23 protein-coding genes and 1 riboswitch are annotated in these 20,228 nt (G+C 68.0%); of the genes, 6 read left to right on the top strand and 17 right to left on the bottom strand.

Annotated features, from left to right (window positions below; all coding sequences use genetic code 11):
• Nucleotides 1–63: 63 nt before the first annotated feature.
• Nucleotides 64–711: a type II toxin-antitoxin system PemK/MazF family toxin gene (locus E0T84_RS11215; RefSeq protein WP_070189072.1), complete on the top strand. Its 648-nt coding sequence runs from the start codon at nucleotides 64–66 to the stop codon at nucleotides 709–711.
• Here the strand turns inward: E0T84_RS11215 and E0T84_RS11210 are convergent.
• From E0T84_RS11210 to E0T84_RS11195, 4 genes are read right to left on the bottom strand one after another with little or no spacing between them, the layout of a single operon-like run.
• Nucleotides 693–1,475, bottom strand: a complete 783-nt coding sequence (locus E0T84_RS11210; RefSeq protein WP_070189071.1) for an ABC transporter ATP-binding protein — start codon at nucleotides 1,473–1,475, stop codon at nucleotides 693–695. The two genes, E0T84_RS11215 and E0T84_RS11210, sit on opposite strands and share 19 nt — an antisense overlap.
• Nucleotides 1,472–2,497 (bottom strand): iron ABC transporter permease, encoded by a 1,026-nt coding sequence (locus tag E0T84_RS11205; protein ID WP_070189070.1) that lies wholly within the window; start codon nucleotides 2,495–2,497, stop codon nucleotides 1,472–1,474. The genes E0T84_RS11210 and E0T84_RS11205 overlap by 4 nt, the downstream gene beginning before the upstream one ends.
• A complete protein-coding gene (locus E0T84_RS11200) occupies nucleotides 2,494–3,495 on the bottom strand; it encodes an ABC transporter substrate-binding protein (protein ID WP_070189141.1) in 1,002 nt (333 codons plus the stop codon). Before E0T84_RS11200 ends, E0T84_RS11205 begins: the two co-directional genes overlap by 4 nt.
• 17 nt (nucleotides 3,496–3,512) lie before the next feature.
• A complete protein-coding gene (locus E0T84_RS11195; RefSeq protein ID WP_371725828.1) occupies nucleotides 3,513–4,547 on the bottom strand; it encodes an ABC transporter substrate-binding protein in 1,035 nt (344 codons plus the stop codon).
• Nucleotides 4,548–4,592: 45 nt separating this feature from the next.
• Nucleotides 4,593–4,725, bottom strand: a riboswitch (cobalamin riboswitch).
• Nucleotides 4,726–4,757: 32 nt separating this feature from the next.
• On the opposite strand from E0T84_RS11195, the gene E0T84_RS11190 reads away from it, so the two are divergent.
• Nucleotides 4,758–5,006, top strand: coding sequence for a DUF6480 family protein (locus E0T84_RS11190; RefSeq protein WP_138744487.1), 249 nt, complete (start codon nucleotides 4,758–4,760; stop codon nucleotides 5,004–5,006).
• Nucleotides 5,007–5,018: 12 nt separating this feature from the next.
• Here E0T84_RS11190 and E0T84_RS11185 read toward each other — a convergent pair whose 3' ends face one another.
• Together E0T84_RS11185 and E0T84_RS11180 are read right to left on the bottom strand one after the other, a co-directional pair.
• Nucleotides 5,019–5,627 (bottom strand): GNAT family N-acetyltransferase, encoded by a 609-nt coding sequence (locus E0T84_RS11185; protein ID WP_138744486.1) that lies wholly within the window; start codon nucleotides 5,625–5,627, stop codon nucleotides 5,019–5,021.
• A gap of 51 nt (nucleotides 5,628–5,678) precedes the next feature.
• The gene (locus tag E0T84_RS11180; protein ID WP_070189140.1) at nucleotides 5,679–6,110 is read right to left on the bottom strand and encodes a CBS domain-containing protein; all 432 of its coding nucleotides are present in this window, start codon (nucleotides 6,108–6,110) and stop codon (nucleotides 5,679–5,681) included.
• Nucleotides 6,111–6,214: 104 nt separating this feature from the next.
• On the opposite strand from E0T84_RS11180, the gene E0T84_RS11175 reads away from it, so the two are divergent.
• A complete protein-coding gene (locus tag E0T84_RS11175) occupies nucleotides 6,215–7,075 on the top strand; it encodes a ribonuclease Z (RefSeq protein ID WP_138744485.1) in 861 nt (286 codons plus the stop codon).
• Here the strand turns inward: E0T84_RS11175 and E0T84_RS11170 are convergent.
• Nucleotides 7,042–7,911, bottom strand: coding sequence for a TIGR03560 family F420-dependent LLM class oxidoreductase (locus E0T84_RS11170; RefSeq protein WP_249383618.1), 870 nt, complete (start codon nucleotides 7,909–7,911; stop codon nucleotides 7,042–7,044). The genes E0T84_RS11175 and E0T84_RS11170 overlap by 34 nt on opposite strands.
• Nucleotides 7,912–7,919: 8 nt before the next feature.
• Nucleotides 7,920–8,627 carry a hypothetical protein gene (locus tag E0T84_RS11165; RefSeq protein ID WP_171054985.1) on the bottom strand — a complete coding sequence of 236 codons (708 nt, stop codon included), beginning with the start codon at nucleotides 8,625–8,627 and terminating at the stop codon, nucleotides 7,920–7,922.
• An 87-nt stretch (nucleotides 8,628–8,714) separates the two neighbouring features.
• Between E0T84_RS11165 and E0T84_RS11160 the strand changes: the two genes are divergently transcribed.
• Entirely contained in the window at nucleotides 8,715–9,209 is a 495-nt protein-coding gene (locus tag E0T84_RS11160; protein ID WP_070189065.1) for a MarR family winged helix-turn-helix transcriptional regulator, read from the top strand.
• On the opposite strand, the gene E0T84_RS11155 is transcribed toward E0T84_RS11160, so the two are convergent.
• The 3 genes from E0T84_RS11155 to E0T84_RS11145 are packed head-to-tail and all read right to left on the bottom strand — an operon-like array spanning nucleotide 9,193 to nucleotide 12,683.
• Nucleotides 9,193–10,032, bottom strand: coding sequence for a transglutaminase family protein (locus tag E0T84_RS11155; RefSeq protein ID WP_070189064.1), 840 nt, complete (start codon nucleotides 10,030–10,032; stop codon nucleotides 9,193–9,195). The two genes, E0T84_RS11160 and E0T84_RS11155, sit on opposite strands and share 17 nt — an antisense overlap.
• Nucleotides 10,032–11,006 carry an alpha-E domain-containing protein gene (locus E0T84_RS11150; protein WP_070189063.1) on the bottom strand — a complete coding sequence of 325 codons (975 nt, stop codon included), beginning with the start codon at nucleotides 11,004–11,006 and terminating at the stop codon, nucleotides 10,032–10,034. Before E0T84_RS11150 ends, E0T84_RS11155 begins: the two co-directional genes overlap by 1 nt.
• Before the next feature lie 15 nt (nucleotides 11,007–11,021).
• On the bottom strand, nucleotides 11,022–12,683 hold the full coding sequence (locus E0T84_RS11145) for a circularly permuted type 2 ATP-grasp protein (RefSeq protein WP_171054984.1): 1,662 nt from the start codon (nucleotides 12,681–12,683) through the stop codon (nucleotides 11,022–11,024).
• A 237-nt stretch (nucleotides 12,684–12,920) separates the two neighbouring features.
• On the opposite strand from E0T84_RS11145, the gene rpsT reads away from it, so the two are divergent.
• Entirely contained in the window at nucleotides 12,921–13,181 is a 261-nt protein-coding gene (gene rpsT, locus E0T84_RS11140) for a 30S ribosomal protein S20 (RefSeq protein ID WP_070189062.1), read from the top strand.
• Nucleotides 13,182–13,214: 33 nt separating this feature from the next.
• Here the strand turns inward: rpsT and holA are convergent, their stop codons facing one another.
• Genes holA through E0T84_RS11125 form a run of 3 tightly spaced genes read right to left on the bottom strand, consistent with a single transcriptional unit; the run spans nucleotide 13,215 to nucleotide 16,567 of the window.
• Nucleotides 13,215–14,165 carry a DNA polymerase III subunit delta gene (gene holA, locus E0T84_RS11135; protein WP_171054989.1) on the bottom strand — a complete coding sequence of 317 codons (951 nt, stop codon included), beginning with the start codon at nucleotides 14,163–14,165 and terminating at the stop codon, nucleotides 13,215–13,217.
• 25 nt (nucleotides 14,166–14,190) lie between these two features.
• Entirely contained in the window at nucleotides 14,191–15,750 is a 1,560-nt protein-coding gene (locus E0T84_RS11130) for a ComEC/Rec2 family competence protein (protein WP_070189060.1), read from the bottom strand.
• Complete coding sequence (locus E0T84_RS11125; RefSeq protein ID WP_070189059.1) at nucleotides 15,731–16,567, bottom strand: ComEA family DNA-binding protein; 837 nt, start codon at nucleotides 16,565–16,567, stop codon at nucleotides 15,731–15,733. Before E0T84_RS11125 ends, E0T84_RS11130 begins: the two co-directional genes overlap by 20 nt.
• A 242-nt stretch (nucleotides 16,568–16,809) precedes the next feature.
• Here E0T84_RS11125 and E0T84_RS11120 point away from each other — a divergent pair, with 242 nt between their 5' ends.
• Nucleotides 16,810–17,862 (top strand): dihydrodipicolinate reductase, encoded by a 1,053-nt coding sequence (locus tag E0T84_RS11120; protein WP_070189058.1) that lies wholly within the window; start codon nucleotides 16,810–16,812, stop codon nucleotides 17,860–17,862.
• 100 nt (nucleotides 17,863–17,962) lie between these two features.
• Here E0T84_RS11120 and E0T84_RS11115 read toward each other — a convergent pair whose 3' ends face one another.
• The 3 genes from E0T84_RS11115 to gpgP are packed head-to-tail and all read right to left on the bottom strand — an operon-like array spanning nucleotide 17,963 to nucleotide 20,224.
• Entirely contained in the window at nucleotides 17,963–18,802 is an 840-nt protein-coding gene (locus E0T84_RS11115; RefSeq protein WP_070189057.1) for a DegV family protein, read from the bottom strand.
• Nucleotides 18,803–18,804: 2 nt separating this feature from the next.
• The gene (gene octT, locus E0T84_RS11110) at nucleotides 18,805–19,554 is read right to left on the bottom strand and encodes a diglucosylglycerate octanoyltransferase (protein ID WP_070189056.1); all 750 of its coding nucleotides are present in this window, start codon (nucleotides 19,552–19,554) and stop codon (nucleotides 18,805–18,807) included.
• The gene (gene gpgP / locus E0T84_RS11105; RefSeq protein ID WP_070189055.1) at nucleotides 19,544–20,224 is read right to left on the bottom strand and encodes a glucosyl-3-phosphoglycerate phosphatase; all 681 of its coding nucleotides are present in this window, start codon (nucleotides 20,222–20,224) and stop codon (nucleotides 19,544–19,546) included. The genes octT and gpgP overlap by 11 nt, the downstream gene beginning before the upstream one ends.
• Nucleotides 20,225–20,228 lie beyond the last annotated feature (4 nt).

The raw sequence follows: 20,228 nt of genomic DNA, 5'->3' as shown, positions 1-20,228 counted from the left end.
TGTGCTTCCTAAGGGTATCGAGCAACCACCGTCGCGACACAATCGCCGGCAGTTCACTCGCATATGCTCGACACCATGGCGTCGCAGTGGAAGGCGTTCCAACAGGTTCTGAGGGGCGTAGTGGATGGCGCCGAGAACCTGGTGTTCAACGAGGCACCGAAGTTCGTGCGCCAGTTACAGACCACGGACAATGTGCCGCGGACCGTGCAGCAGGGCATCCAACAAGGCCTTCAGCAGGGTCTTCGGCTGGGCCTGGGTGTGCTCGCCGGTGCCACCGCCGCGCCACCCCAGGCGATCACCGCCGGCCGGCCGGTGTCGAAGCACAGCGTGCCGACCGCACACCGGGCCCGCAAAGTCGTCTACGCGCCCGATCTGGACGGGCAGGCCGATCCGGGCGAGATCGTGTGGACCTGGGTGGTCTACGAAGACGATCCGACCCAGGGTAAAGACCGCCCCGTCCTGGTGGTGGGTCGCGATCAGCACACCCTGCTCGGGTTGATGCTGTCCAGCCAGGACTACCACCGAGACGATCCGGATTGGATCGGCATCGGCACGGGCACCTGGGACTACGACGGCAGGCCGAGTTGGGTCCGGCTGGACCGGGTGCTCGATGTGCCAGAAGAGGGCATCCGCCGCGAGGGTGCGATCCTGGACCGCACCCGCTTCGAGGCCGTCGCCGTCCGGTTGCGCGCTCAATACTCCTGGAGCTGACCGGCCGCCCCGCCGTGCTCGAAGCGCACGTACGGGCCGCAGTCATCGACGGTGATCCGGCAGCGCACGCCGTAGACACCGGCCACCAGGTCTTCGGTCAGCACCTCGGCCGGGCTGCCGGCAGCCACCACGGTGCCGGCCGACAGCACCACCACGTCGTCGCAGAACATCGCCGCGAGGTTGAGATCGTGCAGCGCCACCACACTGGTGACGTCGAGCGCGCGGACCATCGCCATGATCTCCAGCTGATGAGCGATGTCGAGATGGTTGGTCGGTTCGTCGAGCAACAACTCGCTGGGCTCCTGAGCCAAGGCCCGGGCGATGTGTACGCGCTGACGTTCCCCGCCCGAGAGGGTGTGCCATGCCCGGTCGGCCATCTCGTCGAGGCCGGTGGCGGCGATCGCCGCGGCCACCGCGGCGGTGTCGTCGCCACCGCCGCCGAACAGCGGGGCGTGCGGGATCCGGCCCAACCGCACGATGTCACGCACCGCGATGTCCAGATCGGTGTCCGCGTGCTGGCCGACCACCGCCACGCGCCGCGCCACCGCCCTCCGCGACATCGTGTGCAGCTCACGGCCGTCGAGCTGCACACTGCCCGAGTCGGGCCGGTCGATGCCGGCCAGCAGGCGCAACAGGGACGACTTGCCGGAACCGTTGGGGCCCAACAGTCCCACGGTGCTACCGGGAGCCGGATCCACCGTGACGCCGTCCAGGACGGCCCTTCCCGAACGGGTCCAGCACACCGCGACCGCCCGCAGACTCATCGGCGTACTCCTCTGCGCCGCAACAAGATCAGTGCGAAGGCGGGAACGCCGAGTAGTGCGGTGACCACACCGGTGGGCAATTCCTGCGGGGCGAAGACCGTACGGGCCAGGGTGTCCACCCAGACCATGAAGACCGCGCCGAGGATCACCGCTGTCGGCAACAAGCGCCGATGGCCGGGCCCGACGACAAAGCGCGCGGCGTGCGGCAGCACGAGCCCGACGAAACCGATCGCCCCGGCGGCGCTGACCAGCGCCGCCGTCACCAGTGCGGTCATCACCAGCAACACGACGCGTACCCGGGTCACCGCGACCCCCAGCGTCGCGGCCGCATCCTGCCCGAATGCGAACGCGTCAAGGGTGCGTGCCTGGGCCAGGCACAGCGCCAACCCGACACCGACCACCATCGAGCAGGTGGTCACGTCGGACCAGGACACTCCGGCCAGCGACCCCAACAGCCAGAACAGCACTCCCCTGGTCTGTTCGGCGTCGGCCGACGACAGCACGATGAACGACGTCAGTGCCGAGAACAGCTGGGTGCCGGCCACCCCGGCCAGCACCACCCGATCGGTCCCGCCGCCGGCCGCGTAGGCCAACAGCAGCACCACGGCGAACGACAACACCGCGCCGGCGAAGGCGCCACCGGACAGGCTCAGCGTGCCCGCGCCGACGCCGAGCACCGCGACCAGCACGGCACCGGTAGAGGCACCCGAGGAGATGCCCAGCACGAACGGGTCGGCCAAGGGATTGCGGAGCAGGGACTGCAGTATCGCCCCGCACAAGGCCAACCCGGCCCCGGCGATCGCCGCCAGGACGACCCGCGGCAATCGCAATTGCCAGACGATGCTCTCCTGCAGCCGGGTCGCCCCCGACGGCCCCGCGCCGAGACGGTCGCCGACAATGCGATACACGTCCCCCACCGACAATGCGGCCGGTCCGATCGTGATGGCCACCGCGGCGGAGAACACCACGAGGACCACTCCGGCGGCCCACAGACCGCCGATCCACGTGGTGCGAAGTCTCACGGCGCCGCGCCAAATCCGAGTTCGGCCAGGCCCTTTGCCACTTTCTCAGCGCCGTCGACGGTGCGGATCGACGGGTTGAGGTCCGCCCCGTTCACCACGATGTAGCGACGGTGCCGCACTGCGGTAAGTCCCTGGGTGAGCGGATTCGACTCCAGGAACTCGATTTTGGTCTCCAACGCGTCACCATCGATCGTGCGTCGGCTCAGGTCGGCGAGGACCAGCACGTCCGGGTCGCGGTCGGCCACAGTCTCCCAACTCACCTGCGGCCATTCATCGGTGGTGTCGGCGAACACATTGCGGGCCCCCACCGACCCAGCGATCACGCCGGGAGATCCGCAGCAGCCGGCGAAGTAGGGAGCACGGATGTCGGAGAACCAGAACGCCATGTCGACGCCGAACGGGACCCCGGCGATGCGGTCCAACCGGGCGCGCAGCTGCGCGATGAGCCGGTCGCCGCGATCGGCGACATCGAATATCTTCGCCAGTTCACCGATTTCGGTGTATATCGCCTCCATCTCGAACGGCGTGGTGCGCGCACCGTCGCCATTGACCGCGGTCTTTCCCTCGCAGTCGCTGGGTGCCAGATACGTCGGGACACCGAGGCGTTCGAACTGTTCGCGGTCGGCGACGCCGCCGGGCCCGAGGGTTCCGCCGAAGGAGGCCGACACGAAATCGGGTTCGGCGCCGAGCACGGTCTCCAGCGACGGCTTGTTCACCGCCAATCGCGGTACCCGGGCGTTTTCGCCGTCGAGATCGGCGCGGACGGGGTCCGTCCACGTCGCGGTGCCGACCATGCGGTCCGCCAGGCCCAGCGAAAGCAGTATCTCGGTGGAACCTTGGTTCAGCGAGACAGCACGCCGCGGCGGCGCACCGATCACCACTTCCCGGCCGCAATTCCGCACCGTCAGTGGGTATCCGGGCGATTCGGCCGGATCCGGGACCGCGTGGGTGGACTGAGCGCATCCCACCAACGACCACGCGCTCACCACCCCGACCATCAGGCGGGCCGCGCGGTTCACCGGGCCAACCCGAAGGCCTTGAGACCGGCCGCCAATTTCACCACCGCGTCGACCTCGCGGATCCCGGGATCCAGTTCGGACCCGCTCAGCACGACGTAGCGCTTGTTTCGCACCGCGGTCATGTTCCTGGTCACCGGATTCGACTCCAGGAATGTCATTTTCGACTCCAGTGCGTCCCCGTCGACACGCCTTCGGTTCAAGTCGGCCAGTACCAACACGTCGGGGTCGCGGTCGGCCAGCGCCTCCCAGCTGACCTCCGGCCAGTCCTCGCGGGTATCGGCGAAGACGTTGGTGACGCCGAGTTCGCCGGCATACAGTCCCGGCGCCGAGCAGCAGCCCGCGAGATACGGCGTCCGCAGTCCCGAGAACCAGAACGCCACACTGACATCCGGCTCGGTGGTGGACGGAATGTCGTCGAGCCGCCGGGTGAGCCGGTCGATGAGGTCCTGGCCGCGCTGTTGCACATCGAAGATCTGGGCGAGTTCGCGTATCTCCCGATACAGGGCATCGAGCATCAGCGGTTCGGTGCGGGTGACGGTCTCACCGTCGACACTCGCGCCCGTACACACCGAAGGCGATTGGTACGTAGGGATTCCCAGCTGAGCGAACCGGCTGCGGTCGGCGACCACGGCTGAGGTGTAGGTGTGTGCGCTGGCCGAGGTGACCAGGTCCGGCTCGGCTGCCAGGACCGTCTCCAGTCCAGGATCGTTGTCTGCGAGCCGGGGCACGGTGGCGTTGTCCGCCGCGAGTTCGGGAAGCACCGGATCGAACCACGTCGAGGTGCCGACCATCCGATCGGCCAGCCCGAGCGACAGCAGGATTTCGGTCGACGCCTGGTACAGCGAGACCGCCCGCCGCGGCGGTCCCTCGAAAGTGACGTTCACACCGCAGTTCTCGATGGTGAGCGGATAGCTGGTCGAGTCAGCTGCGGAAGCTTCACCGGCCGTCTGCCCTGCCGCAGACTCTCGATGACCGCAGGCCACCGTGACCGACAACGCGACAGACAACAGGGACAACAGTGCGGTGAGCACGCGCACGGTCAAACTTCCTTTGATCCAGGGCCCAATCGCGGAGCCGTCAACGGTCATTCCGACCCCAGGTGATCGGACTCGAGGCGATGCCTCATACCGTTGCGCGTCAGTTCCGGCTTTTCACCGGATTCCCCTGTTGGTCGGCATTCGCACTGTAACAGCCGCGACGCAGCGTGATTGCCCGCGCTCGACAGCGGGCATCCCTAGGCCATGACCGCGCTACCACCAGATCCCGACCCAGCCGAGACACCGGATCTGCAACCCGGCGGTGGCGTCGCGCCCGGCGCCACCCCACCGGACTCGGCGCAAACCTCGGGACTGGGCGAACCAGAACCGCGGCCCAGGCACAAGTACACCCCCACTTCGGTCACCGCGATCGCCGGTTTGGTGCTGCTGATCGCGGTGTTCGTCGCGGTAGGCGTCCTGCTCATCATGAAGATGACCGGGGTCTTCGGATAGCCGGGCGACAGATCAGCGCGGCGCCCGCCACATTGCCGTCATGATCGGTCCACCGTCGGGAAGGACGATCTCCCCGGTGACCTCGAACCCGAAACGCAGGTAGTAGGGGATGTTGTCGGGGTTGCTCGACTCCAGGTAGGCCGGGGCGTGTTCGGCGTCCACCCGATCGAGGCGCGATTGCATCAGGGCATGTCCGAAACCGCCGCCGCGCACCGTCGGATCGCTGCCGATCACGGCCAGATACCAGTGCGGTTCCTCGGGATGGTGCTGCTTCATGAGCTCGACGACCTGTTGGCCCCGTCGCGTGTCGCGGCCGAACGCACGCACCATCGAGGGCAGCATCCGCAGTTCTTCGCCGGCAGTCTGCTTCCAACAGCCGGGCCCGTCCCACAAGGCGGCCGCGCCGATCTCGCCATCCCGGCCGGCCACCTCGGCACCGCCGCCGGCAAGGAAGTGGTGACGCGTGATCGCTGCGAACATCCGCGGCAGACCTTTGGCCCGGCGGGCATCGTCAGCCAGGATCCACGACATCACCGGGTCATGATGGAAGGCCCGCCCCAGGACGGCGGCAAGCCGCGCCACGTCGGACTTGTTCGGGGGACGGACGTCAACGGCAGCCACACGCCCACCATCGCACAAGATTTGTGGTTTCGGTGCTCAGGAGGCCAGCGGTCAACGCCCCTGGGTGATGTAGGCCTGCAGCTGTTCCTGCTCAGCCTCGAGTTCTTCCATCCGGGTCTTGACGATGTCGCCGATGCTGACGATGCCGGCCAGCCGCCCACCGTCGAGCACGGGAATGTGACGCACCCGGTTCTCGGTCATCAGAGCACTGAGGTGATCCACGGTGTCGCGCGGCGTACAGGTTGCCACCACCGTCGTCATGATCTCCGACACCGGTTGGGCAAGCAGGCTGCTGCCCCGTTCATGCAGATTGCGCACCACATCACGCTCCGAGACGATGCCGGCCAGCCCGCCGGGCCCGATCACCACCATGGCACCGATGTTCAGCTCGGTCAGCCCGGCCAACAGCTCCGTCACGGTAGTCTCCGGCGAAATCGTCACCACCGCCGCGCCCTTGTTTTTCAGCACGTCCGCGATTCGCATCGGCAACCTCCGATCGTGATCCACCTCACACCAGGCTAGGTCGGTGGCGGTCAGTAAGAAAGAAGCCACGCCTGATTGAGCCGGAACGGAGTAGGAATGAGGTCATGATCGAGGTCACGCTGCTCGGCACCGGTAGCCCGATTCCTGATCCGGAGCGGGCCGGACCGTCGACCCTGGCGCGCGCAGGCGACCAGATGTTTCTGATCGACTGCGGCCGCGGGGTGCTGCAGCGCCTGGCCGCGGTCGGCGCGGGTGCCAACCAGCTCAGCGCATTGCTGCTGACCCACCTGCACAGCGATCACATCGCCGACCTGGGCGATGTGATCATCACCCGCTGGGTGAGCACATTCACCCCGGATACACCGCCCCTGCCGATCATCGGCCCGCCCGGGACCGCGGAGGTGGTCGACGCGACGTTGCGCGCGTTCGGCCATGACATCGGCTACCGCATCGCCCACCACGCCGACCTCACCGGTCCACCACAGGTGGACGTTCGTGAATACACCGACGGGATGGTGTGGGATCACGACGGCGTGCAGATCCGTGTCGCCCCCACCGATCATCAGCCGGTGACCCCGACGATCGCGTTCCGATTCGAACACGGCGGGGCCTCGGTGGTGGCAGCCGGCGACACCGTGCCATGTCCCAGCTTGGACGCCCTGGCCAACGGCGCAGGAGCCTTGGTGCACACCGTGATTCGCAAAGACCTGATCGAACTTCTTCCCCAGCAACGGATCCGCGACATCTGCGACTATCACTCCTCGGTGCAGGAGGCGGCGGCCACCGCCGCGCGGGCCGGCGTCGGGATCCTGATCCTCACCCACTATGTGCCCGGCATCGCCGCGGGCACCGAGGACGACTGGCGGGCGCTGGCCGCCTCGATATTCGACCGCCAGATCGAACTGGGCGACGACCTGCACCGGGTCCAGGTTCACCCCGGGGTGTGCACCCGATCGCGCAGCTGATCAGCCGCCTCCGCAACACAGTTCAGGTCGACCTCACCCCACGGGCGGCCGCGGGCGATCACCACGACGTGCTGGATGCCCAGGGACGACAACGCGCGACATCGCTCGACGAGTGCGCCGGAGCGCTCGCCGTCGTCAAGCGCGGTGGTCACGGTCCGCTCGATCTGGTCGGCCGGCCGGCCGACATCGGCGCAGTGCCGGTCGAGCACCTCGAGCTGGCGGCGGACGGCGCGGCCACCGTCAGGAATGTCGAAAAGGTTGCAGGCGTCGCCGTATTGCGCGACCAGACGCAACGTGCGGCGCTCGCCGGTGCCACCGATCAGCACCGGAGGATGCGGGGCCGTGACGGGACGGGGACTGCCCACCGGTCGCTGCAGTGTCAAATATCGACCCACGAAAGAAGTTTCATCGCCGCACCACATGTGCTGGGCCAGCCGCAACAGCTCGGTCATCCGCTCGAACCGTTCCGCGGTGCCCGGCAGGAACAATCCCATCGCGCTCGCTTCCGCCGAGTTGTAGCCGGCGCCCAGCCCGAGCCAGGCGCGGCCGCCGGAGAGAACATCGAGCGTCGTCACGGCCTTGATCAACAACGCGGGCGCGCGGAAGGTGGCCGCACTCACCATGGTGCCCAACCGAATTCGGCTCGTCGCCGCCGCGAGGTGCCCGAGCGCGGTGTAGGCCTCCAGCATCGGTTCGTCGATGGCACTGGCGGGATCGGCCTGAACGAGGTGATCCGGGACCCACAGGGTGTCGACGGCGGTACCGTCGAGAAAACCTGCGAGTGAGGCCAACCGCTGGTGAATCTGCTCCGGCCACGAATAATTCGTGACGCTCACGCTGAGCTTCATGACCGGTTCCGAGCGGCGGGGCGCGCCGGGAGCAGGGCGCCGGCGACGATGAGCCAGATGAATCCGGTGAACCGGGCGATCGGCAGGATCACCGCCGCTTCCGGCCAGATCAGCACGCACGTGGCCAGTTCGGCCAACACCGCGATGGCCAGCCCGGTCCAGGCCACCGGCCGCGGCAACAGTCCGAGGATGAGGCCGGGCACCGCGATCCCGGCAAGTAGCAACCCGAGCGCGACGATGTGGCCGACGCCGCCGGTGAGGAACGCCAGGTAGTACAACGCCCGGATCAGACCGTGGTCGACGACCACCTCGGCCCGCGACATCGTCCAGCAGATCAACCCGGACAACGCCAACGATCCGGCCGCCAGGATGCCGCCGGCCAGCGCGATCGTCGCACCGGGCGCTGTCACCCCGAGCTGGCGCAGCCTGGTGCTGACGGTCGCGGCGTAGATCGCCAGTGGCACCGATGCGGCGAATGTGCCCACCGCGGTGGCCTGTACCGCGAGGTGCCGGTCCTGGATGTAGGCAACCACCGCGGCGGCCTCACCGTATGGCACCGGCATCACCCCACCGAGGGCAACTCCGACGGCGAGGCCGACCAGCAGCAGCGTCAGGGATACCGCCACCACCGGGGCCAAGGGCGGCCCGCCCTGCCTTCCGGCGGCCCGGTCGGCGCGAATTCGATCTGCGGTTGAATCATTCATAGTTTGAACGATATGCCCGACGGCCGCCGAACTCAACCTCGTGAATGTTTTGACTTTTGAACGATTTCTCCGTGATACGGTTTGACCGTGGAGAACGGACGGTCCGACACCGTGGCATTTCTGTTGGCACAGCTCGGCCACCGGGCCGCGACGCAGTTCGCCGAGCAGATGGCGACCCTCGAGCTCACCCCGCCGCATGCCGGAATCCTGCGTGCCATCGGCGCTCAACCGGGGCTCAGCCAGCAGTCCCTGAGCACCCAGCTGAGCCTGTTGCCGAGTCGCGTCGTCAGTTATGTCGACGATCTGGAGGACCGCGGCTACGTCGAGCGGCGCCGCAACCCCGACGACCGCCGTCTGCACGCGTTGTTCCTCAGCACGGCAGGCAAAAAGGCGCTGCGCCGCATCGGCGAGCTTGCGCGCCGGCACGATGACGGCATGACCGCAGGGCTCGACGCCAGACAACGCGACGAGCTACGCGCCCTGCTGGAGAAGCTCGCCGACCGTCAGGGGCTGACACCGCACGTCCACCCCGGCTTCCGCAACCTGGGGCGCCCGGCGGGCCGCGTCAAGCCAGTCGGGTGACCTCCACGACCACGTCGAGATCGGTCGATCCCTCGCCCGAATAGATTCCCTTGAGCGGGGCCACATCCGAGTAGTCCCGGCCCACTCCGACACTGACGTACTGCTCGTTGATCTCGGCGTCATTGGTCGGGTCGTAGTGCCACCAGCCGCCGGTCCACGCCTGGATCCAGGCGTGGCTCTGCCCGTCGATGGTGTCCCCGACCGCAGCCTCGCGCGTCGGATGCAGATATCCCGACACGTAACGAGCTGGAATCCCCATGGACCGCAGCATGATCAACGACAGGTGGGCGAAGTCCTGGCACACCCCCTTGCCCTCCCGCAGGGCATCCAGACCCGAGGAGTGCACGCCCGTGGTACCCGGCACGTAGTCGAGTTCGCTACGCACCCACTGTGCCACCGCCCCGACCGCCTCGAACGGGTCGTGTTCCTTGGCGATCCGCCGGCCCACGCGCGCGATCCGCTTGCTGTCCGGGGTGTAGTGGGTCGAGCTGAGCACCTCATAGAACCGGTCGATCACCGCCTCGGTACCAAGATCATCCCAACCGACCAGTTCCTCGGGTTTTTCCGCGACGTCGGTCTCGACCACCGAGGACCCCGAGACCTCCAACTCGGTGTGCGGAGCATGCAGGTCGAACGCTGTGACCGCCGTACCCCAATAGTCGACATAGCGATACGACCTGGTGGCCGGGATGGTCTCCACCCGGTTGAGGATCACGTTCTGACGTGAATCAGAACGCGGGGTCAGTCGGGCCTCGTTGAACGACGCGGTCACCGCCGACTTGTAGGCGTATCCCGTGGAGTGCACCACCCGTAGCCGCCACATCAAACCTCGCCCTCCTCGATCACGACCGCGTCCCCGTGCCCGGCATCGGTCCAGGCCACCCACGGGGCTGAGTGGAAGTACTGCAGCGCCAACGCTTCTCCGACATCACGGCAGGTTTTCTGCAACCCCGCCAGTCGGCCATCCAGGGATTCGAGAAGCGCGCCAGGCTGCAGAAACTCCAGCTCACTGCGGGCCCGCCCGAGTAGGCGCTGCGCCTCTGCGGTGGCTCCCAACCGGCTGTGCGGCCGGTTGAGCAACTCATCGAGACTGTGTTCGGCCAACCGCAGCGAGTAGAAGACCGACCGCGGGAACAACCGGTCCAGCAACATGAACTCGACCACCCGACCGGCGTCGAGTGCGCCGCGGTAGGTGCGCAGGTACGTGTCGTGAGCGCCGGCCGAGCGCAACAACGTGACCCAGGCCGGCGACGAACCGCTGTCCCCCACCCGCGACAACAGCAGGCGGACCGTCATGTCGACCCGTTCGATCGCGCGGCCGAGCACCATGAACCGGTAGCCGTCGTCGCGGCTCAAGGTCGAGTCGGCCAGCCCGGCGAACATCGCCGCGCGCCCCTCGACGTAGGACAGGAACTCGTGCGGGCCCAGACGTTTGGCGGCACGCTCGCGCTCGGCCAGCGCGTTGTAGGTGGTGTTGAGGCATTCCCAGATCTCTGTCGAGGTGACTTCGCGTGCACCGCGGGCGTTCTCACGCGCGGACGAGATCGAGTCGACGATCGAGTTGCCGCTGCTGTCCCGGCTGAACGCCACGATGTCGGTCAACGACCAGACGTCCAGGGGCTGCCCTGGCGGCTCGATACCGAGCACCCGCAGCAGCGTCCGGGACGCGACATCCGGGTCGACGCTGGAATCCTCCAGCAACTGATGCACCGTAACGTCGAGGATGCGTGCGGTGTCGTCGGCACGTTCCACATAGCGTCCGATCCAGTACAGCGACTCGGCATTGCGTGCCAGCATCTACTCCCACCCCCCCTATTGCTGTTGTTGGGACGACGAACCATCAGGGGCGCCATTGCTTTTCGGCCCCTCGGCGGATTTGGGCAGCGACCGCACCACCTCGGCTGCGGCCAGCTCGCGGTCGGCCGCCGACGTCCGCGACGCCAGCACCCAGGTGTCCTTCGAACCGCCGCCCTGGCTGGAGTTGACCACCAACGACCCTTCCGGCAGCGCCACCCGGGTCAGCCCGCCGGGCAGCACCCAGACGTCGTTGCCATCGTTGACCGCGAACGGGCGCAGATCCACGTGCCGAGGTGCCAGCTTGGTGTCGATCTGAGTGGGCACCGTGGACAGCTGCATCACCGGCTGCGCGATCCAGCCGCGCGGGTCGGCGCGGATCTTCTTGGCGATCGCCCCCAACTCCTTCTCCGAGGCGTCCGGCCCGAACACGATGCCGTAGCCACCCGAACCCTCGACCGGTTTGACGACCAATTCATCGATCCGGTCGAGCACTTCCTCGCGTTCGGCGTCCAGCCAGCAGCGGTAGGTGTCGACGTTGGCCAGGACCGGTTTCTCGCCCAGGTAGTACTCGATGATCGTCGGCACATAGGTGTAGACGAGCTTGTCGTCACCGACCCCGTTTCCCACTGCGCTGGAGATCACCACGTTCCCGGCGCGGGCGGCGTTGAGCAGCCCGGCGACCCCGAGCACCGAGTCCGGGCGGAACTGCATCGGGTCCAGGAACGCGTCATCGATGCGGCGGTAGATGACGTCCACCTGACGCTCGCCTTCGGTGGTGCGCATGTAAACGGCGTTGTCGCGGCAGAACAGGTCGCGGCCCTCGACCAGTTCGACGCCCATCTGCCGGGCCAGCAGCGAGTGCTCGAAGTAGGCCGAGTTGTAGACCCCGGGTGTGAGCACGACGACGGTGGGGTCGGCCACGTTTGTGGGCGCGGCGTTGCGCAGCGCGCGCAGCAGGTGCGCGGAGTAGTCGCCGACGGCACGCACCCGATGGGTGGCGAACAGGTTCGGGAAGACCCGCGCCATGGTGCGCCGGTTCTCCATGACATAGGACACCCCCGACGGCGATCGCAGGTTGTCCTCGAGCACCCGGAAGTCGCCCTTGTCGTCGCGGATCAGGTCGATACCGGCGACGTGGATCCGCACCCCGTTGGGCGGGACGATGCCGGCAGCCTCGCGGTGGAAGTGCTCACACGACGTCACCAACCGGCGCGGGATCACACCGTCACGCAGGATCTCCTGCTCGCCGTAGATGTCGTCGAGGTACATCTCCAGCGCTTTGACCCGCTGGGTGATGCCGCGCTCGAGCCGGGACCATTCGGCCGCAGAGATCACCCGCGGCACCAGATCGAGCGGAAACGGGCGCTCCTGACCGGACAGCGAGAACGTGATGCCCTGATCGATGAAGGCCCGGCCCAGCGCTTCCGAGCGCGACTGCAGCTCGGAGGCATCCGACGGAGCAAGCTCGGCGAAGATGCCCTTGTACGGGCCGCGGACGTTGCCGGCGGCGTCGAACATCTCGTCGAAGGCCTCCGAATATCTGCCCAGCCGGTTGTAGCCGTCGAAGACACCCTGGTGTTTCGCGCGCCGAGCGGTAGCGGCACGTTGACCAGCCGGCTTCGACCCGTTCGAGTCGGCCCCTTGCGTACGGACACTTCTCAGGCTCACCCTCTTCATGCTGCCGCACCCCGCTGGGTTTCGCCGGGTCAATGGCCCAGCCCGTTTCGGCAGGCCAAAGGCCGATTGGCGTGGTATGAACGGGGAATAGCGGGCCCGCTGCGCCCGAGGTTTCGCCTGCACCGCTTTGGGAGTTCAGGCCCCTCGCTGGTACCCTGAACAGTCGCTGCCCGCAGTGCGGGTGTGCGCACCCAGACTTCGGTAACCCCAGCTAGAGAATTACGAAGGAATTTTTACGTGGCCAACATCAAGTCGCAGGAAAAGCGCATCCTCACCAACGAGCGTCGCCGGCTGCGTAACCAGTCCGTGAAGTCGTCGCTGCGTACGGCTGTGCGTAGCTTCCGCGAGGCCGTCGACGCGGGCGAGAAGGACAAGGCCGCCGAGTTGCTGGTATCGACCAGCCGCAAGCTCGACAAGGCCGCCAGCAAGGGCGTGATCCACGCCAACCAGGCCGCCAACAAGAAGTCGGCCCTGGCCCTGGCCTTCAACAAGCTTTGATCCTCCGGCTCCAGCCGCGATAGTTTTCCCGGTTCACCGGGTGGCGAGTTCAGCCACCCGGCGTACCGCTGTCTCAAGGGCGTAGTCGGCATCTGCCGCTGCGCCCTTTACGTCTGCGTTGAGGGCGGCGACCACCCGCATGGCCTCGGCCACCGAGTCACGCGACCATCGGCGCGCCTGCTTCTGCGCCTTCTGCACCCGCCAGGGCGGCATCCCCAGTTCGCCCGCCAGCCGATAGGGGTCCCCCGAGAGCGGGCCCACCCGGGCGATGGTGTGTACCGCCTCGGCCAGCGCATCGGCCAACACCACCTGCGGCTCACCGGCCAGCATCGCCCATCGCAACGCCTCGGCCGCTCCGGCGACGTCTCCGGTGACGGCCTTGTCCGCGATGTCAAAGCCCTTCACCTCGGCCTTGCCGCTGTGATACCGGCGCACCGCGACGGCGTCGACCTGCCCGGCGGTATCGGCCACCAGTTGCGAGCACACCGCGGCGAGCTCACGGATGTTCGACCCGACCGCGTCGAGCACCGCGTTGACCGTGTCGTCGGAAACCTTGGCACGCAACCGACGAAACTCGGCACGCACGAAGTCGGCACGCTCGGCCGGCTTGGTGATCTTTGCGCACGGGTGCACCTGTGCACCAAGCTTTTTCAGCTGATCGGCCAGCGCCTTGGCGCGGCCGCCACCGGTGTGGATGACGACCAGCACCGTGCCGGGAGGCAGATCTGCTGCGGCCGAGGCGATCAGGGCCGCGGCGTCCTTGCCCGCCTCGGCGGCGGACTCCAGCACCACCAAACGCTCCTCGGCGAACAACGACGGACTCAGCAGCTCGGCGAGCTCGCTGGTGCTGACCTCGCCTGCCCGCATCCGGTCCACCGGGACGTCGTCGGACCCTGCCTGCTGGCGCAGTGCCCGCAACACCGCCCCCACGGCTCGCTCGACCAGCAGTTCCTCGTCACCCAGAACCAGGTGCAGACCGTCGATCTGTTCACTCACACCGACGATCGTGTCACGCCGACCCGACAGCTCCGACCACCTGGCCCGCCAGCGCCCAGGCCAGCAACCCGAACACCAGCACGGCCAGCGCCCGCCGCACCCAGCGCAGCCGCCACAACACCGTCACCGCCACACCTGCCAGCGCGACCGACACCACACCGGCCACCCCCGACGGCGACGGCAGCGCGGCCGCGGGCAGCGCCGATGCCCAGCGCGCCACCGACAGCAGCCACCACAACTCGGGTCCGGTGAAGCGGATCAGCAGCTGTGCCCCGCCCGGCCAGATACCCGAGCACACCGCCGCCGCCGTGCCGATCACCGTGATCGGTGGAATCAGCCCTGCCACCGCAAGATTGGCGGCCACTGCCACCAGGCTGACGGTTCCCGAGATCCCGGCCACCAGTGGGGCCGTGACCAACTGAGCCACCACCGCGACACTGACCGCCGCCGCCAACGGGCGCGGCCAGCCTCGCTCCTGCAACCGGCGCATCCACACCGGTGCCACGACGACGATGCCCGCTGTGGCGCACACCGACAATGCGAACCCGACATCGACGGCGAGTTCGGGTGCCGCGATCATCAGCGCGATCACACTGCCGGCCAACGCGGGCACGGCCTGCCGCCGCCGGTGAGTCAGCACCGCCAGCAGCGTCACCGCGCCCATCACCGCGGCCCGCAACACGCTGGCCGACGGCTGCACCACGATGACGAAGCCGACCAGTCCGGCGCCGGCGAGCAACACCGCCACCCTCGGCCCGACCAGCACGGCGCTCAACAACAGCGCGCCACAGACAATCGTGACGTTGGCACCCGACACCGCGGTCAGATGGGTCAGACCGGCTGTGCGGAACTGCGCAGTGGTCGTCGCGGTGACCGCCGAGGTGTCACCGAGTACCAGGGCCGGCAGCATGGCCGCCTGGTCCGCGGGCAGCACCGCCCGTGCCGCATCCGCGAACCGCGAACGTATCTGCGCGGCAACACGTTGCACGGCCGACGCTTCGCCCACCGCCGGGCTGCCCGACGCCGCCAGCACCGCCACACTCAGGTCCCTGCGGTCCGGGCGGCCCACGCCGGCGCGAAAGCGCACCGGGGTTCCTGGGCCGGCGCCACCGAACGACGCCGAGGCGAACACCAGGACTCGACCCGACATCGGAACCTGATCGACCTCACGCAGTGCGGCGCGGAACATCAGCCGCCCTCCGCTGATCACCCGCGGGGTCTCACCGGGAACCACCTCGACCGTCGCACTGCTGCCGTAGAGCCGTGCGATGGGATGATGCTCGACCTGGTGTACGCGGAGTGCGACCGCCATCGCGAACCCGGCAGCCACGGCCGCGACGGCCAGCACCGCTGCCGCGATCGGCCGAGGCTCCCCCGCGTCGGGCCCGGCACCCCATCGCAGCGCCAGCCAGGTCAACCCCACGGCGCCGAGGCCCACCACCGCCGCGGCTCCGAGGTGCCAGACGATTCCGGCCGCCGACACCGACCATGCGGTCAGGGCCGCCGGGACGGTCCGCAGGTCCAGGAGCTGCCGCTCGGCCGTGTCCTGAAGATCACGTCCGGACCAGTTCACGCAGTTTCTCCAGCCGCGCCGGCCCGATCCCGTCGACGTCGCCGAGTTGATCGACGTTGTCGAACCGGCCGTGCGCAGCCCGCCAGGCCACGATCGCCTCGGCAGTCACCGGGCCGACACCTGGCAGCGCATCGAGGTCCGCCACGGTCGCGGTGTTGAGATCCACCGGCCCCGACGGTGCACCCGACGCGGGTACCGAGACACCGCGCGATGGTGACGCCCCGACATCACCGGCGACCGAACTACCCATGGTCACCGGTTGACCCGGTGGCGCCTCGATGCCGACCACGATCTGTTCACCGTCACCGACCCGGCGTGCCATGTTCAATCCGATCAGGTCGGCGCCGTCGAGCGCCCCGCCGGCGGCTTCCAGCGCGTCGGCGATCCTCGCCCCGGGCTGCAGTGTCACCAGGCCTGGCTTGTGTACCAGGCCGACCACGCTGACCACCACCGGCCCTCCCGGCTCAGCGGGGGCGGCCGGCGTCGGCGCGGCCGACGAAACCATCTGTACCGGTGGAAGATTCGCCGAGGCGACCGGTGGCGGCTGCTGGCGGATCAGGGCGAAAACCGTGACCAGGACCGCCAGCACCCCGACACCGGCCAAGGCCAGCGCACCGGCCCGGCCTGGATCGGCGCGCGCAGCCGCCAGCCAACCCCGGCCGTCCCGCGGTGCCGTGTCCGGCAGCCATCTCGACAGTGTGCTCTCGGAGGCCGTGTCCGGATCTGGTTCAGCGCCCTCCCCGGTCTCGGGATCGTCGGCGGTGCCGGAACGGCCACCCAGACGGCGAAGCCGCTCCACTGACAATTCGGTACCCATGCCCGCGACGGTAGGTGCGGGTCACGACGATTCCGGGCTCCCGAACCTCGGGCACCGGCCGGCTGTGGATGAATCTCGCGCTGTGGACTAACTGCCCCAGCGTGAACGGCAACACCAAGGTGGACTTCTCGGCGGCGACTCCGACGACGGTGTGGTTGCCGCCAGGATGGGCGCCTACCGGTGGTGAACACTTCACCGATAGTGTCTAGAGTCCGGCGCAGGGCTCAGCGAGGGAGGCGAACATGACCGCAGCGGGTAAGCCGATTCGGGTCATCCAATGGACCACCGGCAACATCGGCCGACGCTCGCTGCACGCGATCATCGGCCGCGACGACATGGAACTGGTCGGCGTGTACGCGTACGGCGCCGAAAAGGTCGGAGTCGACGCCGCGGAACTGGCCGGATGGCCGGAACCCACCGGCATCAAGGCCACCAACGACATCGAGCAACTGCTCGCCCTCAAACCCGATGCCTGTTGCTACAACCCCATCTGGCCCAAGGTCGACGAACTCGTCGCACTGCTGGAAGCCGGGGTGAACGTGTGTTCCACCGCGGCCTGGATCACCGGGGGCAAGCAGACCCCCGAAGACCTCGAGCGGATCGAAACGGCTTGCCAGACAGGTAATTCCACGATCTTCGGAAGCGGCGCCCATCCCGGCCTGACCAACATGATGGGCATGGTGCTGTCCAGCGCATGCGAGAGCGTCGATGAAATCCGGATCACCGAGTCGGTCGACTGCGGGGTGTACGAATCGGCGGGAACCATGGCCGCGATGGGCTTCGGCAAAGACCCGGAGACGCCGGGGCTGGCCGAGAGCGTGCGCCTGGAAAGCGAGGTGTTCGCCGAGTCCGCGGCGATGATGGCCGACGCCATCGGCGCCAAGCTGGACCGGATCACCTTCGACGTCACGTTCACACCGGCCACCGACGATTCCGATCTTGGGTTCATGCAGATCCCCAAGGGCACGGTGGCCAGCGTGTACGGCTACCACCGTGGTTGGGTGGGCGACAAGAACGTCGTCAGCGTCGGATTCAACTGGATCATGGGCAATCACGTCACGCCCCCGAAGCCGGTGGCGCACGGCCACGTGATCCAGGTGTTCGGCGTGCCCAACATGCGCACCGTGGTGTACTGCCTGCCGTCGAAGGACTGGAGCGAGGTCAGCCTCAACGGGCTCGGGATGATCTACACCGCGCTGCCGGTCACGAATGCGGTGCCCGCCGTGGTGGCCGCGGCACCGGGCATTCTCACCCTCAAGGATCTGCCGCCGGTCACGGGACGGTTCGCCGGCTAGCTCCGTCCGGGCGCTGCCACGCCGGTTTCCACCGGAGGGTTGTGCACACGCCGGATCGACAACGCACTGGTAGAAACCGGCGTCTGCAAGCCCGGACCCGCTAAGTGTCCTCCACCGTGATACACGCACCGACCGCACCGCCACCGACGTGCACCGCGAGCACCGGGCCCATGTCGGTCACCGAGAGCGACAGCAGGTTCGGCAGGCGTTCGGTGAGCACGTCGGCGATGTCCTCGGCGTCCTCCGGGTTGTCGACATGGTGCACGACGACGCGCACGGCGCGGTCGCCGGCGGCCTCGACGATCTGATCGACAAGCGCGGCATGTGCTTTCGATATCGTCCGGATCCGTTGCGAGAGCACCAGCCGCCCGTCCACATCGAGGCGCAAAAGCGGTTTGAGTGACAACGCGGTGCCGAGCCACGACGCGGCCGCCCCGATCCGGCCGCTGCGCCGCAAGTTGTCGAGCCGGTGCACGACGATGAACGCCTGCCCGCGCGGGATCGCGGCCCGCGCCGCCGCCTCAACCGTGTCGAGAGTTCCTCCGCCGCGGGCTGATTCCGCGGCGGCCAGGGCGACGAAGCCCACCCCCATGGCCGCGGCACGTGAGTTCACCACCCGCACGGCAGGCCCGATCTCACGGGCCGTTGCCGCGGCCGTGCTGTAGGTGCCCGACAGCGCCGCTGAAATGTGCACGGCGACAACACCATCACCACCACTGTCGGCCAGTGCCTGCCGGTAGATCTCGGCAAGATCGGCCGGTGACGCCCCTGAGGTGGTGACGCGGGGCCGGTCATAGATGTCCGACGGCATCTCGTCGACACCGTCGCGCAGATCGGCGCCGTCATCGAGGATGTGCAATGGCACCTGCCGAATTCCCCACTGCTCACACAACTCCGGCCGCAACCGCGACGTCGAGTCGGTCACCACCTTGACCGCCATCGTCAGTCGGTGGAATCCAGTTGTGGCACCCCGGCGGCGGCCAGACCCTTGAGCATCAACTCGGCCACAGCACGGTGAGCTTCGAAATTCCAGTGGATGCCGTCGGGATTGCCCCGACCGCTGAGCACCTCGTCGGCGACAGCCGCCTTGAGGTCCACCAGCGGCACATCATGCTCGGCGGCCCAGGCCGTGATCGCCTCGACCGTGGGCTCACGCCCATGGTGGGCCTTGCCGTAGGTGTCGGCAATGTGCACCGACGGCAACGACGCCACCACCGGGATGCCCGGCCGGTTGAAGTCGATGGCGTTGCGCGTCATCTCCAAATATTCGACGGTCAGGTGCGGGGGCAGGGCCGACCGGGCGATCGGCGACAGCCGAGGCTGGATCCAGCCGTAGCCGTCGCGGGTCCAGCGGCGCAGCCACGCCGGGCGCACATAGCGGATCAGCTCACGTACCGCCGTCGGCAGGGGCGAGGGCAGCGAGTCCATACCACTGGTGGCAAAGACGACCGCGCCGGCGCGCGGCAACGCCGCCCAGGACCGGGGATCCTGAGTGGCAGCCCACCAGACGTCGCGGGTGGTCCAACCGATCCGGCCGATCAGCTCGACATCCCAACCCAACTGATGGGCCACGATATTGGGCCAGATTCTCGGATCGTCGGACGGCAGCCCCCCGGTCGGCCCGAAATAGGACAGGGAGTCGGCGAATACCAGCAGCACCGGCCTGCGAGCTGCGCTGCGATCAGAGGACATCGTTGGCCACCTGCGCCGAGGCATTCCAGACATCGAGCCGCCACTTGATGGCGTCGAACGCGTCACCATCTGCCGCGGTGTCGTCCGAATGTCCGGACAGCTGAACCCAGCTGGCGTTGCCCATTCCGCCGAGCACCGGCCAGTTGTCCACCGGGAGACCGAGCAACCCCGCGGTCAGCGCCGCGATCAGCCCGCCGTGCGCCACCAGCACGACCGGACGGTCCGAGCCATCCAGACCCCATTCCGGTTGTCCGGCAACAATTTCAGCCACCACCGGGAGGCTGCGGTCGGCCACATCGACGCGGCTCTCACCGCCATGCGGCGCCCACCGCGCGTCCTCGCGCCACGCCACGCGAGCGCCCGGTGCCATCGTGTCGACTTCGAGGTGGGTCAGACCCTGCCAGTCCCCCAGGTGCGTCTCGCGCAACCGCTTGTCGACCTGCACCGCGACCCCGGCGCGGTCACCCAGGGTCACCGCTGTGTCGAGGGCGCGCGTGAGGTCCGAGGAAACGATCAACAGCGGCTGACGCTTGGCGAGCACCTCGGCGGCCGCCGCCGCCTGATCGCGACCGAGGTCGGACAACTCGGTGTCGAGCTGGCCCTGCATCCGGCTGCCCGCGTTGTATTCGGTCTGGCCGTGCCGCAACAGGACCAGCCGGCGGACCTTCATCGCT

Origin of the sequence: Mycobacterium sp. DBP42, from assembly GCF_005924235.1 — a bacterium.
Lineage (GTDB): Bacteria > Actinomycetota > Actinomycetes > Mycobacteriales > Mycobacteriaceae > Mycobacterium > Mycobacterium syngnathidarum.
The sequence above is the reverse complement of the archived record's forward strand: the minus strand, read 5'-3'. Positions and strand labels throughout refer to the sequence as shown.

What these genes read in the sequence shown, in the direction of transcription:
- E0T84_RS11150 (WP_070189063.1), bottom strand. Translation starts at nt 11,006, where the DNA reads ATGCTGGCACGCAATGCCGAGTCGCTGTACTGGATCGGACGCTATGTG.
- E0T84_RS11120 (WP_070189058.1), top strand. Translation starts at nt 16,810, where the DNA reads ATGACCGCAGCGGGTAAGCCGATTCGGGTCATCCAATGGACCACCGGC.
- E0T84_RS11155 (WP_070189064.1), bottom strand. Translation starts at nt 10,032, where the DNA reads ATGTGGCGGCTACGGGTGGTGCACTCCACGGGATACGCCTACAAGTCG.
- E0T84_RS11190 (WP_138744487.1), top strand. Translation starts at nt 4,758, where the DNA reads ATGACCGCGCTACCACCAGATCCCGACCCAGCCGAGACACCGGATCTG.
- gpgP (WP_070189055.1), bottom strand. Translation starts at nt 20,224, where the DNA reads ATGAAGGTCCGCCGGCTGGTCCTGTTGCGGCACGGCCAGACCGAATAC.
- E0T84_RS11210 (WP_070189071.1), bottom strand. Translation starts at nt 1,475, where the DNA reads ATGAGTCTGCGGGCGGTCGCGGTGTGCTGGACCCGTTCGGGAAGGGCC.
- E0T84_RS11165 (WP_171054985.1), bottom strand. Translation starts at nt 8,627, where the DNA reads ATGAATGATTCAACCGCAGATCGAATTCGCGCCGACCGGGCCGCCGGA.
- E0T84_RS11125 (WP_070189059.1), bottom strand. Translation starts at nt 16,567, where the DNA reads ATGGGTACCGAATTGTCAGTGGAGCGGCTTCGCCGTCTGGGTGGCCGT.
- E0T84_RS11180 (WP_070189140.1), bottom strand. Translation starts at nt 6,110, where the DNA reads ATGCGAATCGCGGACGTGCTGAAAAACAAGGGCGCGGCGGTGGTGACG.
- E0T84_RS11215 (WP_070189072.1), top strand. Translation starts at nt 64, where the DNA reads ATGCTCGACACCATGGCGTCGCAGTGGAAGGCGTTCCAACAGGTTCTG.
- E0T84_RS11200 (WP_070189141.1), bottom strand. Translation starts at nt 3,495, where the DNA reads ATGGTCGGGGTGGTGAGCGCGTGGTCGTTGGTGGGATGCGCTCAGTCC.
- E0T84_RS11115 (WP_070189057.1), bottom strand. Translation starts at nt 18,802, where the DNA reads ATGGCGGTCAAGGTGGTGACCGACTCGACGTCGCGGTTGCGGCCGGAG.
- E0T84_RS11145 (WP_171054984.1), bottom strand. Translation starts at nt 12,683, where the DNA reads ATGAAGAGGGTGAGCCTGAGAAGTGTCCGTACGCAAGGGGCCGACTCG.
- E0T84_RS11175 (WP_138744485.1), top strand. Translation starts at nt 6,215, where the DNA reads ATGATCGAGGTCACGCTGCTCGGCACCGGTAGCCCGATTCCTGATCCG.
- octT (WP_070189056.1), bottom strand. Translation starts at nt 19,554, where the DNA reads ATGTCCTCTGATCGCAGCGCAGCTCGCAGGCCGGTGCTGCTGGTATTC.